9 protein-coding genes and 1 riboswitch are annotated in these 13,986 nt (G+C 43.9%); of the genes, 7 read left to right on the top strand and 2 right to left on the bottom strand.

The window, feature by feature from the left end:
• Nucleotides 1–343 precede the first annotated feature (343 nt).
• Entirely contained in the window at nucleotides 344–3,124 is a 2,781-nt protein-coding gene (gene ppc / locus U1P77_RS07700; protein ID WP_321154457.1) for a phosphoenolpyruvate carboxylase, read from the top strand.
• Nucleotides 3,125–3,558: 434 nt separating this feature from the next.
• The gene (locus U1P77_RS07695; protein WP_321154456.1) at nucleotides 3,559–4,878 is read left to right on the top strand and encodes a short-chain fatty acid transporter; all 1,320 of its coding nucleotides are present in this window, start codon (nucleotides 3,559–3,561) and stop codon (nucleotides 4,876–4,878) included.
• A gap of 617 nt (nucleotides 4,879–5,495) precedes the next feature.
• Here U1P77_RS07695 and U1P77_RS07690 read toward each other — a convergent pair.
• Nucleotides 5,496–6,053, bottom strand: a complete 558-nt coding sequence (locus U1P77_RS07690; RefSeq protein ID WP_321154455.1) for a manganese efflux pump MntP — start codon at nucleotides 6,051–6,053, stop codon at nucleotides 5,496–5,498.
• 8 nt (nucleotides 6,054–6,061) lie between these two features.
• Nucleotides 6,062–6,229: riboswitch (yybP-ykoY riboswitch) on the bottom strand.
• 200 nt (nucleotides 6,230–6,429) lie between these two features.
• Here U1P77_RS07690 and U1P77_RS07685 point away from each other — a divergent pair.
• From U1P77_RS07685 to betT, 5 genes are all read left to right on the top strand, one after another.
• Complete coding sequence (locus tag U1P77_RS07685) at nucleotides 6,430–6,774, top strand: DMT family transporter (RefSeq protein WP_321154454.1); 345 nt, start codon at nucleotides 6,430–6,432, stop codon at nucleotides 6,772–6,774.
• Nucleotides 6,775–7,344 carry a TetR/AcrR family transcriptional regulator gene (locus tag U1P77_RS07680; protein ID WP_321154453.1) on the top strand — a complete coding sequence of 190 codons (570 nt, stop codon included), beginning with the start codon at nucleotides 6,775–6,777 and terminating at the stop codon, nucleotides 7,342–7,344.
• A 120-nt stretch (nucleotides 7,345–7,464) separates the two neighbouring features.
• Nucleotides 7,465–8,949, top strand: a complete 1,485-nt coding sequence (betB, locus tag U1P77_RS07675) for a betaine-aldehyde dehydrogenase (protein ID WP_414479077.1) — start codon at nucleotides 7,465–7,467, stop codon at nucleotides 8,947–8,949.
• Between the two features lie 77 nt (nucleotides 8,950–9,026).
• Entirely contained in the window at nucleotides 9,027–10,727 is a 1,701-nt protein-coding gene (betA, locus tag U1P77_RS07670) for a choline dehydrogenase (protein ID WP_321154451.1), read from the top strand.
• A 151-nt stretch (nucleotides 10,728–10,878) separates the two neighbouring features.
• Entirely contained in the window at nucleotides 10,879–12,924 is a 2,046-nt protein-coding gene (betT, locus tag U1P77_RS07665; protein ID WP_321154450.1) for a choline BCCT transporter BetT, read from the top strand.
• A gap of 166 nt (nucleotides 12,925–13,090) precedes the next feature.
• Here the strand turns inward: betT and U1P77_RS07660 are convergent, their stop codons facing one another.
• Nucleotides 13,091–13,723, bottom strand: a complete 633-nt coding sequence (locus U1P77_RS07660; RefSeq protein WP_321154449.1) for a TetR/AcrR family transcriptional regulator — start codon at nucleotides 13,721–13,723, stop codon at nucleotides 13,091–13,093.
• Nucleotides 13,724–13,986: the final 263 nt, after the last annotated feature.

Below are 13,986 nucleotides of genomic sequence, written 5' to 3'. Positions count from 1 at the left end.
TTGCCCTGCTGTCGACATCATCACTGTCACAGAAAGTATTGTACTTACACCAGTGGAGACAACTAAAACTATTTATCACTCTTAAACACATAAAAAAAGCACTCTAGAAATCCATTTTAGAGTGCTTTTTTTATGTTATTTATTGGCAATGTAAGTCTATAAATCACCGACATTAATACTTAATGCTGCGCATATTTTGTCCATTATCTGATGTAAACCACCCACAATTTGATACATTGCTGCTGCTGAATATAGTATCAGACTTTTGTTGCAAAAAGCTGTAGATAGACTATCCTTAAATAGTACCACTATTTTGCCAACTAATTTGATGAGAAGGTTAAGGATGACTATAGATAACGACGTATTACGTGAACGCATCAGCTTATTGGGTTCATTTTTAGGCGATGCGATTTCTCGCCAATCTGGTGAACAAACGGTCCATACTATTGAGACCCTGCGTAAAGGTTTTATTCAACAACGCCGCGAGCCTAACGAAACACACAAGCAGCAGCTCATTGACTTCATTGCCTCTTTAGACAATCAAACATTAAAGAATGTCATACGTGGCTTTTCTATCTACTTTTTCCTTGCCAATTTAAGTGAAGAAAATTACTTACGTGAGCAACGTCATGCCTTGCGTGTGCAGTCTGAACAGAGCTGGGAAGGATCATTTCGCCGCACCTTGCTTGAGTGTCGTGAACGCAATATTGAGCCTGCCCAAATGCAAGAGCTCATTGAGCAACTGAAATTTATTCCTGTATTTACTGCGCATCCTACTGAAGCGCGCCGCCGTACGACGATGAATATCTTGCAAAGTCTATTTGCTGATAGCGACGCCTTAAACAACCTTACTGAAAACAGTTTTGCCTACGAGCAAGCTAAAGAACATACAGCGCAAACGATTGATTTGTTATGGTCATCTGATGAAGTGCGTACGCGTAAGCCTCTGGTCTACGACGAGATAAATAATGGTCTGCACTATTTTAATGCCAGTTTATTTGATGCCATTCCCAAGGTCTATCGCAATATCAAAGCGGCCATTGTCGATATTTACCCAGAGTTAGCAGAGTATCCATTACCGGCATTTATGAGTTTTGGTTCTTGGATAGGTGGCGATAGAGACGGCAACCCTTTTGTGACTTTTGAGACCACAGAACTTGCCGTATTAATGCATGCTGATACCGTGTTGCGTCATTATCAAGTACTACTCAAAAAGTTGCGCCGCCAGCTCATTCATAGCGATACGACGGTTAATGTCGCACCCGAAGTTTATGCAAAAATTAAAAGCTACGATGAACTTGATCAACGGGTATTTGATTACAATCTCGATGATTACGGCAATGAGCCTTATCGTAGATTACTTTCCTTAATTCTTAATAAAGTCAAAGCCACTAACCGCCTTATTCAAAGTAAAGGCAGTGATAGTGAGGCTGAAAAAGATGCTTACCCCAATCCACAAGAGCTGTTGGAAGATTTACGCATTATCCGTCATAGTGTGAATGCCCATGATACGGTACATGCAGAAGGATTATTGCTTGATATGATTCGCCTGGTAAAAACTTGTGGCTTTCATTTGGCAGCGCTCGATATTCGTCAAGAGTCGTCTTACCATAGCGAAGTAATTGCCGATATTTTTGCCAGTGCCTCTAATTTGCCAGATTACCAAACGCTCAATGAAATAGAGCGGCAAGAGTGGCTCACGCGCTTGCTTGAAAAGCCCGGTACACCACTAATTTATACCGACAACTTAACGGATAAAACCCGCGAACAATTAGCCTTGATGAACTCTGTGGCGACCTTGCGGAAACTGGTTGGGCAAGATACTTTCGGCAGCTATGTTATTTCGATGACCAACAACGCCAGTCAATTATTGGAAGTGTTGCTATTAATGCGGTTCGCGGGCTTATGCAAGATCAATGATAAGGGTCAATTGTCTGCTGATTTACCCGTAGCCCCCTTGTTTGAAACCATCGAAGACCTTAAAAATATAGACAAGATCCTACCTGCGGTTTTGGATAACCCGCTTTATCGAGGCTTGCTACAGCACTCAGATAACACGCAAGAAATCATGCTAGGCTATTCAGATTCATCGAAAGATGGCGGCATTATTACTTCTGCATGGCAGCTTTATAGCGCGCAGCAAACCATTAACCGTATCGCTGAGCAATATGGTATCAAAACCCGGTTGTTTCATGGGCGTGGTGGGTCAGTGAGTCGTGGCGGTGGGTCAACCCATAAAGCAATCGCGGCTCAGCCAGCGGGTACACTGCATGGACAGATTAAAGTAACCGAACAAGGTGAAGTACTTTATGCCAAATATGCCAACACTGATACTGCTGTGTTTGAGCTCACCATGGGCATCACGGGTACCCTTAAAGCCTGCTCTTCAAGATTCGTGGTACAACCGCCCGAGTTGCCAAATTACGAAGCGCTCTTTGCGCGTTTAGCAGATGCCGGTGAGGAGCGTTATCGCGAACTTACTGATCGTACTGAAGGGTTTTATAAGTTCTACTCACAAGCGACCCCTGTGGAAGAAATCTCTTTATTGAACATTGGCTCACGCCCAGCGCATCGTAAAAAAGGCTTACCAAGCAAATCCACTTTGCGTGCGATTCCTTGGGTATTTGGCTGGTCACTAGCACGCTTTACCTTACCTGCTTGGTATGGTGTAGGTAGTGCTTTGCATAGTGTTAAAGAAGACGAAGATTTGATGAAGGAAATGAACAGCTGCTGGCCATTTTTTAGCGTGTTTATTAGCAATATCGAAATGGCTTTCACCAAATCTGAAATGAGTATAGCTCATGCCTATAGCCAATTATGTGAAGATGACACGTTACGTGAAAAAATTATGACAGCGGTGACTGATGAACACAAACTGACTTATTCAGGCTTAAATTCTTTGCTTAATCAAAAATCCTTATTGTCTAATCAGCAAAATCTTGCCGCTTCCCTTCAATGGCGAAACGCTTATTTAGATCCGATTAACTATATTCAAATAGAGCTGTTAAAACGTGCCAGACAACAAGACGTTACAGGCGATGTCAGCCATGGTGACCTTGAAGTTGAAGATCCATTAATCCGTAGTATCAATGCTTTAGCAGCAGGTCTACGTAATACTGGTTAATTGCTAGAACGGTATATTTATTGAGTAAATATAGTAAAAAAACACTGGGTTAATTTTATCGAGCTTCTACCAAGAGTTCTGATATTATTAGCCCAGTTTTATGTGAGATGAGAGTGATTTAAACGCTGGGTAACATGGGCAACCAAAACACCAAAGCTAAAAGCGTTGCGAGTTCGAGTACCTCTGTTCATAATTCTAAACTCCCGATATAGCTAATGGTCGGTGTACAAAGGATACAACCTCAGGTTGGATAGATTGATGAGGCAGTAGTAACTTCCTTTTTACGGAATTTATCTCTCTGTTTAACTATATACTAATCGCGTACCTAGCACGGTTTTATAAGCTATCTCTGGGAAAAGAAATAAGAATAAAAAAGGAAGAATGAGGTAGCATCAGAAATGAAGTACAAATTTAGATAAAAAGGGAGTTAGAAAATGAAAGGAATCACACGTTTTTCGAATAACTTGATGGAGAAGTATTTACCGGACCCGTTTTTATTCGTCATTATCTTAACAGTAGTCATTTTTGGGCTGGGCTTAGGTTTAACGGATTCTTCACCTGTACAGATGGTGGCGTTTTGGGGTGAAGGGTTCTGGGCGTTACTCGCGTTCTCGATGCAAATGGTGTTGGTGCTAGTAACTGGTTTTGTATTGGCAAGCAGCCCAATATTTAAAAAAGGGTTAGGCAAACTTGCGAGTTTCGCAAATTCGCCAGGTAGTGCGATTATATGGGTAACCGTAGTGTCACTTGCAGCAAGCTGGATCAACTGGGGATTTGGGCTGGTTATCGGTGCGTTATTCGCAAAAGAATTAGCGAAGCGTGTTCAACATGTCGATTACCGTTTGCTGATTGCCAGTGCTTATTCTGGATTTATAATTTGGCATGCCGGATTTTCTGGATCGATTCCGCTGTCAATTGCGACAGAAGGACATCCGTTCGTTGATAAAATTGGTATCATTCCAACCAGTGCAACCATTTTTGCTAGTTATAACTTAATCATCATTGCGGCATTAGTTATTATTGTGCCTTTGTTAAACCGTTTGATGATGCCGAGCAAAGAAGATACGGTCACAGTGGATCCAAAAGTTCTAGTTGATCCGGTCATTGAGGAACTTCCGGCAAAATCGAATATGACACCAGCAGAGCGTTTGGAAAACAGCTGGATTTTATCGATGGTCATTGGCGCAATGGGGATTGCCTTTGTCGTTTATTATTTCGTACAAAATGGATTTGCGTTAACGCTCGACTTGGTTAACTTCATGTTCTTGTTCCTTGGAATTATATTCCACGGAACGCCTCGCAACTATTTGATTGCCGTTCAAGAAGCCGTCAAAGGAGCAGGCGCCATCATCGTTCAATTTCCGTTTTATGCAGGAATTATGGGAATGATGACGGCATCCGGTTTGGCAGGAGTTATGTCAGAAGCATTCGTCAGCGTTTCGACAGCGGACACGCTCCCACTTTTCGCATTCCTAAGTGCAGGACTTGTCAACTTCTTCGTCCCTTCAGGTGGTGGACAATGGGCAGTTCAAGCGCCGATTATGTTAGAAGCTGCGGAAATGCTTGGCAGTGACCCGGCGAAAGTTGCCATGGGTGTTGCATGGGGCGATGCTTGGACAAACATGATTCAGCCATTCTGGGCATTACCAGCACTGGCAATCGCTGGACTGAAAGCCAAAGACATCATGGGCTTTTGTCTCATTGTGTTGGTTGTCAGTGGCGTTGTGATTGGTTTAGGGTTGTTGTTCTTGTAAATAAAACACGCCTAATTCGACGCTGTAGTGGCACAATCAATCTGGATTATTCAGAAGGAGATTCTAGCTGACCAAATACTTATGGGTAATAACGTTGCTCCTGTGGTTTGGTCTCCTAGTGAGGTACCATGGTCAAACATTAAAACCTAATGACATCAATGATCACAGGCATATTAATGATCACAGGCATATTTTAGATAACAGACTTTGCTAAGTGTACTTAATAGTGTACTTGTGAGGGAGTTTTCGAGCTGATTTGAAAGTTTAACCATTAGGTGACATGACGTTGATTAGTGACAGACGATAGTTAAAAAACATTAAGACGCAAGAATTGTTATAGTTGACGGACGACTTGAGAAGTAATCTATGAAAATTAATAGATTTATACTACGAGCAATAGCAACCTGCATTTTGATTGTTGGACTGGCAGCTGAAATTATACTTCAATTTAACTCGATGCTGTCTAGCATCTTATCTAATCTATTTGGACGAAAACTACTTTAAAAATTAAAGCCTAAATAAGGCTTTTTTTATGCCTGTTAATAATGTTTGGTAGGCACTGTAGAATGAATAGCTATGCTATACAGTGCCTATATATAGAAGCACCAACCTACCGATTAAAGATGGTTTGACAGAATCCACGCACCGATAGCAATTAGAGTTAAGCCACCAAATATTTCAGTCTTATGACCGAGTAGTGAACCCAATACTTTCCCCAGCATGACACCTAAAGTGACCATTATTGTAGTAGCTAGGCCAATAAGACCCGCCGCCAGTAAAATATTGACCTCTATAAACGCCAGGCTAATACCTATAGCCATCGCATCAATGCTGGTACCGAATGCAGTCAAAGCAAGTTTGAAGAAAGAATGTCTCGACGGCGCTTCTTCCCTCTCACTGCTTGGCTTTAAACCTTCATAAATCATATGCAGACCGAGAACGACGAGTATAGTGAACGCTATCCAATGATCCCATGATTCGACAAAAGAGGCTGCTGAATGGCCGATGAACCAACCAATAATGGGCGTGATAGCTTCAACAGTGCCAAAAATAAGGCCTATTCTTAAGGCTTCGGTAAAACGGGGGTTTTTAAGGCTTGCGCCTTTACTAATTGCCACAGAGAAGGCATCAGTAGACATAGAGAGAGCAAGTAACAGAAGGGCTACAGGGTTCATTTTTATTTTCTCAGGTCGAGTATAGAGTCCACGACATACTCACACCCCCGACCTGCAGTGTGAATATATCGATGGTCTCGCCAACCGAGAGGTGTTCGCACCATGGCATATGGCCAAGCATGTTGACACGAACTCTTTCGTAGAACGAAAGCAGGCTACTCCCCAAAGAACGCTTAGATTAACATGCATATGTTACAAGTCAATAAGAAAATATCTTGTTAGCCTATAATGATACAGGGACAAACTATCTCTTCCAATCTTCCATGAAAGGCTATAAGATACCTTCCGTATGGTTTCTTTATAATCATTTATTAATATCGCTTCAGCTAATAGCGTTTTAATTGATAGCGCTGTAACTAACATGAGCCCCTTAACTATGAGTCCTACCACTATTGCTTACTTTTATCTTGGCATGGCTATTATCTGTGAGGTGATTGGCACGACGTTTTTGGTCAAGTCAGAACAGTTTACCCGCTTAGTTCCGACCCTTATTATGGGTGTGCTGTATGTATTATCGTTTTACCTGCTAACGCACACGCTAAAAACGTTGCCATTGGGCATTGCTTATGCCATGTGGGGAGGACTGGGTATTGTTCTAACCTCTATTATTGGCATCATAGTATTTAAACAAAATCTGGATACTCCCGCAGTGGTCGGCATTGCTATGATCGTCGGTGGTGTGGTGGTAATGAATGTACTCTCCAATTCTGTGGGACATTAAATGATAGATAATGCTTATAAACGCAAAAAACAGCCGGAGCTGGTTCGCCGTGCTCTGCTTGAGCAAGCGTCACGAATTACGGTAGAGCAAGGGTTGTCTAAAGTTACCTTTCAGGCAGTCGCTGATGTGGTAGGGGTGACCAAAGGCGGGGTGATGCATCACTTTGCTACTAAAGACGTGCTTGTTCTTGCGGTATTCAACGATGCCATGGCAAAGTTTGAATCAGAAGTAAATGATGCAATGGCCAAAGACCCAGTGAGTTATGGTTCTTTTACGCGCGCATATATAGATGCCACCATCAGCCTAGGCGAAAAAGGGCAGGAAGAATTTAATCACCAAGCAACCTTGTATGTACTGATGCTAGGGGATAGAGACCTTCGCGAGGTTTGGGCCCATTGGTCTAATGAGCAATTACGGAAGCATGAACAAACGGACAATACCGAAACATTATGTATGGTGCGTCTGGTAGCTGATGGCATTTGGCTCTCTGATTTTTCGGGTATTAGCATTCCTGATAAAAAGTCACTGCGTCACCGCTTAATACAAATGACCCAGAGTGAGCAGCAGTAAAATATAGCTTTATTCATTTTAACCATTTATAAAAACGACAATTTATTAGGTGTAAAGGGCTTGCTATAGCCCTTTTTTTGCCGGTTGTCATAAGGAGCAATCATGACTGATTCAACTAATATGAAAAACACTATTGATTTTGACCAAATACAGACTGCTTATATTAATGGCAGCTATCTTGCGGTAGACGAGGCGACATCGACATTTGATAGCATTAATCCTGTGACTGGTGAAGTATTAACGACCATTCAACAGACGACTACTGCGCAAATTGACCAAGCCGTCATAGCAGCGCAAAAAGGTCAGAAAGTATGGGCAGCCATGACTCCTGTTGAGCGTAGTCGCATTTTGTTGCAAGCAGTTGCAATATTACGCGAACGTAATGACGAGCTTGCGATGCTTGAAACTATGGATACCGGCAAAGCAATCTCTGAGACTAAATATGTCGATATTGTCACTGGTGCCGATGTCATTGAATATTATGCGGGGCTTGCGCCAACTATTGAAGGCCGTCAGATTCCACTGCGGGATACTAGTTTTGTTTATACCCGTCAGGAGCCATTAGGCGTTATCGCAGGCATTGGCGCCTGGAACTATCCGATTCAAATCGCCATGTGGAAAGCGGCACCTGCGTTAGCCGCTGGTAATGCAATGATTTTTAAACCTTCTGAGATGACGCCTTTATCAGTCCTAAAACTGGCAGAAATATTCACTGAAGCTGGCTTACCGGATGGGGTCTTTAACGTCGTACAGGGTAATTATGAGGTGGGCGAAGCGCTTACTCAGCATCCTGATATTGCTAAAGTATCGTTTACTGGCGGCGTACCGACTGGTAAAAAAGTCATGTCTAGCGCGGCAACATCATCGCTTAAAGACGTCACGCTTGAGCTTGGTGGTAAGTCGCCGTTGATCATATTTGACGATGCCGACCTTGATACTGCCGCTGATATCGCTATGATGGCAAACTTCTATAGCACTGGTCAGGTATGTACCAATGGTACGCGCGTGTTCGTTCCCAAGACTTTACAAGCCAAATTTGAGCAAGCCATTCTAGAGCGTGTCCAGCGAATCAAGTTAGGCGATCCTATGGATGAGAGCGTCACCATGGGGCCATTGGTAAGCTTCCCGCATATGGAAAGAGTGCTTGGCTATATGGAGCAAGGTAAGGCTAGCGGTGCTCGGTTATTGTGTGGCGGCGAGCGAGTAACGGAAGGAGCACTTGCTAACGGAGCCTACGTTGCACCGACCGTCTTTAGCGATTGCACTGATGACATGAGCATTGTCAAAGAAGAAATCTTTGGTCCGGTCATGTCGATATTGACTTATGAGACCGAAGAAGAAGTCATTCGCCGTGCTAATGCTACCGAGTATGGTTTGGCAGCAGGGGTAGTGACTGCTGATTTAACGCGGGCGCATCGTGTGATTGCTCAGATTGAAGCGGGTATCTGCTGGTTAAATACCTGGGGTGAGTCAGCAGCACAAATGCCAGTAGGTGGCTACAAACATTCAGGAATCGGCCGTGAGAACGGCATGCAAACCCTTGAGCACTATACTCAAACTAAGTCTATCCAAGTAGAGTTGGGCGCCTTTGAATCGGTATTTTAATGGCGAGTTTTTAAGGTTTGTTTTAGCGATTATTTTTTAATATCTGCTATTTAATTACTAATATTGAAGAGGTTTTTATGTCATCAACCATATCTGAATATGACTATATCATTGTCGGCGCAGGGTCAGCGGGAAACGTGTTGGCCACGCGCTTGACTGAGGATGCCGATATCAAGGTGTTGTTATTAGAAGCAGGCCGTCCAGATTATCGGCTAGACTTCCGCACGCAAATGCCAGCAGCTTTGGCGATGCCTTTGCAAGGGACAACCTACAATTGGGGCTATAATACCGATCCTGAGCCCTATATGAATAACCGGGTCATGGACTGTGGTCGCGGTAAAGGCCTTGGCGGCTCATCCTTAATTAATGGCATGTGCTATATCCGCGGCAATGCCTTGGACTTTGACGACTGGGCTAAGATAGAAGGTCTAGAAGATTGGACCTATGCGGATTGCCTACCTTATTTTAAAAAGCTGGAAAACCGTGATGCTGGCGAGAATGACTATCATGGTGTGGGTGGTCCTGTCGAAATGACTACCTCAAAGCCAAGGGTTAATCCGCTGTTTCAAGCGATGATTGAAGCGGGCGTGCAAGCAGGCTATCCTCGCACCGAAGATCTAAATGGCTATCAGCAAGAAGGTTTTGGCCCGATGGACCGTTTTGTAACCCCAAACGGTCGCCGGTCTTCAACCGCTCGGGGTTATCTTGATCAAGCCAAGCCGCGCAGTAATCTTACGATTTTGACTGGCGCGCTGACCGATGTGATCTTGTTCGATGGCAAACGTGCCACTGGCGTTAAGGTAGAGCACGACGGTCAGACTAAGAATTTCCATGCTTCTCGTGAAGTCATTGTCTCATCAGGTGCAATTGCCACGCCGCAATTACTTCAGCGTTCAGGTATTGGCCCTGGTCAGTGGCTTAAAGAACTGGGTGTGCCTGTGGTTCTAGATTTGCCAGGTGTTGGCAATAATCTACAAGACCATCTAGAACTTTATATGCAGTATGAGTGTACGCAACCAGTTTCAATTGCCCCTGCTAATAAATGGTGGAATAAGCCCGCTATCGGTGCAGAATGGTTATTTAAAGGCACTGGGCTGGGAGCCTCTAACCAGTTTGAAGGTGGCGGTTTTATCCGTACTGATGAGACCTTTACGCATCCCAATATCCAGTATCATTTCTTACCGCTTGCCGTTCGTTATGACGGTCGAAGTGCCAGCGATTCTCATAGCTTTCAAGCGCATGTCGGCTCTTTGCGTTCACTGAGTCGCGGCCGAGTGAAATTGACTTCGCGTGATCCAAGCGCGCATCCCAGTATTTTATTTAACTATATGTCTCATGATCAGGATTGGCGTGAGTTCCGTGCAGCGATGCGTATCACTCGTGAAATTATGCATCAGCCGGCACTCGATCCTTACCGTGGGCGTGCCATCTCACCCACTGAAGATTTAGTCACTGACCAGCAGTTAGATGACTACGTTCGTGAGAATAGTGAGACCGCTTATCATCCGTCATGCACTTGTGCGATGGGTGAACATAGTGATGCGGTGGTCAACGGAGAGGGGCTAGTACATGGTATTGAGGGACTGCGCGTCGTGGATGCGTCCATTATGCCCAATATTATCAGTGGCAATCTCAACGCGACCACGATTATGATGGCAGAAAAAATCGCTGATAAAATGAAAGGCGTGCAGCTGGCCCGTTCGACCGTAGACTATTACATTGCGAATGGCGCGCCATTAAGAAGTGAGCCGATGCGGGATTACAGTCCTGCTCGATAAATACTAACTTTTTAAAACAACGAAAATTACTAATGCTCTACTGATTGTTATTACCTGACTTTATGATGCCAAGAGGCTGTGACGCTGTGACGCTGTGGCGGACAAGGTGATACCTGAATGTGGTTAATTTTACCTATTGAGGTTTTCTTTTATGTATAGCTCGCCTTCCGAGGATACGACACAAACCATGAGTCTAAACAAAACAGTGTTTGTGGGCTCAGCTGTTATTTCTATTTTATTAATCATTTGGACCATTGTTTTTCCAACCTATAGTGGAGCTTTGCTCGACGCTGGCATGGCGTGGGTATCAGAGAGCTTTGGCTGGTATTACATGCTGGTGGTTGCCGCTTATAGTATTTTTGCCTTATTTGTCGGGTTCTCTAAATATGGTGATATCAAGCTTGGTCAAGACCATGAAAAGGCGCAATTTCCCTTTTTAGCATGGGCGGCGATGTTGTTTTCAGCGGGTATTGGCATCGACTTGCTATTCTTTGGTGCCTCCGAGCCCTTAATGCATTACCTCACGCCACATGCTGGACTTACGCCGGCAAGTGAAGAGGCCATGCGCCAAGCTGTCTCCCAAACGTTTTTACATTGGGGTCTGCATGGTTGGGGCATATATGCGCTAATCGGTATGGCGCTGGCCTACTTTGCTTATCGCAAAAACATGCCACTGGCACTGCGTTCTCCCTTAACCCCAATCTTTGGTGAGCGCTTAATTAAGGGCTGGCTGGGTGATGGTATTGATACTTTTGGCGTCGTATGTACGTTGATGGGTATTGCGACCAGTCTAGGGATTGGCATATTACAGGCCAATGCGGGACTGACGCATGTCTTCGGTATTGAATCGAGTAAAATGGTTCAGACTTTTATTATCGTCGGTGTGGTCGCGGCAGCGGCTATCTCAGCCATGACCGGTGTTGAGAGAGGTGTACGCCGTTTATCCGAGTTCAATATGATAGCCGCTATATTATTGCTGGTTGCGATGTTGGTGATGGGCAATACGGTTTATCTGCTTAATACATTTACTCAGAATATAGGTCAATACTTCCAAACCATCGTTGCTAAGACCTTTGATGTCTATGCTTACGATGGTGCTGCTGGTGCCGAATGGAAGTCAGGCTGGACCGTGTTTTTCTGGGCGTGGTGGGTGGCATGGGCGCCGTTTGTAGGCTTGTTTATTGCTCGTATCAGCCGTGGTCGTACCTTACGTGAGTTCGTCTTTGGCGTGATGTTCATTCCCCTAGGTTTCATCTTTGCCTGGTTCTCTATCTTTGGTAACTCGGCAATAGAATTGGTTGCTAATGGTGCCACTGAGCTTGGTGAGGTCGCTGTTAACGATGCTGCAATGGGTCTGTTTGCGTTATTTGAGTATTATCCGTACAGTGATGTGCTGTCTCTTGCGGGGGTTATTATTGGCTTGGTATTCTTTATCACATCAGCTGACTCAGGCGCTTTAGTATTGGCTAATTTGAGCTCAAGAGGCCTGACTAATGGTGTCGATGCACCCGTTTGGTTACGTTTATTTTGGGCAGCGGCGACCGGTCTTATCACGCTAGGCTTGCTATTTGCCGGCGGATTTGCCTCACTGCAATCGGTTTCTGTTATAGCAGGATTGCCGTTCTCAATTATCTTAGTGCTCTATATGGTAGCCATGTGGAAATCACTAAAAGAAGAGGGCAATAAACGCAAAGCGAGTACGATAGGTACGGCTAATGTGCTGGATAATGGCAAAAGCTGGAAGGCGCGCTTGCAACGTATTGTTAGCTTCCCTAAACATGCACAAGTTGAGCGTTTTTTACAGACCATTGTATTGCCTGCCATGACTGAAGTTGAAGATGAGCTAAAAGCAGGTGGTCTCAAAACGGCTTTAAATGTCCGTAATCTTGAGCATATTGGTCAAGATATAGATCAAGGTAAGGACCAAAAGAGCGTTCAAATAGAGGGTCTGAAATTACAAGTCGGCCATGGCGATCAAGATGACTTTATTTATGAAGTCAATTTGGTAAAAGCTGAACGTCCTAACTTCACGCTTAATACCTCAAGCAAACTGGCTGAACATTACTACAGAGCTGAGGTGTTCTTAAGTGATGGCTCGCAAGAGTATGATCTGGTTGGCTACACCAAAGAGCAAGTATTGGTCGATATTCTCAATCAATATGAGCGTCATATGCAGTATCTACATTTAGAACGCTAGCCAATCTAGACCGTTAACTATAGTTAGCAAGTTATTATACTGTGATCTAGTGCAGCGTAAGTTCTATACAATAAAGAAAAACTCCAGTTAAATAGCTGGGGTTTTTTTTTGCTTATTTTTTGAGGTTAAATCAGCCCACTTTACGGTATCACACTGGTTTTTCTTATCAAATGGTTTGTGATTCAGGCATAGACATTGCCCGCCACAAGATAGTAAATAACGCATCAAAATCATCAGTAATGGGACCAGAATGTTGCCGGACGATATGCATGAGTCCCAGTCGGCTGATAAAACCCATATAGACATCAAACAGGGTATAAAGCGGTACGGCATCGTTCAGAATGCCGCGGCTTTGACCATCTGCTAATACCGTCAAAAACGCATCAAGCAGCATCCTATTCTCATAAATAGCAATGTTACGGTAGCGGGATACCGGCACCGCCGTCGATAGTACCATCACCGCATTCGGGTTTGAGTCAACAAAATCAAAACAGACCCATAGCGTCTTACGCAAACGTTCTTTAACGCTATCAATGCCTTGCAGGTGATCAATCATACGAGCAGCCAATCGTGCCAACACCCGATCCAATATAGTATAAATAACAGTTTGTTTGTCACCAAAGTATTTATACAGTGTTTGCAGCGACACATTGGCGCTGTTGGCAATCTCGGTCATGGTCACCTCACTGGCATCACGACCATCGAACAGGTGTAGCACCGCTTGCTCAATTCTATCGAGCGTTGATTGGCGCATGGCTGAAAGTGGGGCAGTGGTGATAGAAGGTTTAGGACGGCTCATATAAGTATCCAAGGTAGAGTAAGAGAATCAGTTGACCTTGATATCATCAATCATTAATGGCATCAATCATTAATAGAATGGGAACAAAAATCAGTTATCAAGAGTAATTAGGATTACCATAATTTAAGTAGCTATTGCTTGAGACGCTGTTATTTGTCAGTATGCTTATTAGTTACAAGGAAAGGCAAGCAAATAAAAGCATACCTTATCAGTTTTTATTGGTAATTATTATTACCCTTATTATCAAGTCGTAGAACAAATGA

Origin of the sequence: Psychrobacter sp. LV10R520-6 (assembly GCF_900182925.1) — a bacterium.
In the GTDB taxonomy this organism is placed as follows: Bacteria; Pseudomonadota; Gammaproteobacteria; order Pseudomonadales; family Moraxellaceae; genus Psychrobacter.
The sequence above is the reverse complement of the archived record's forward strand: the minus strand, read 5'-3'. Positions and strand labels throughout refer to the sequence as shown.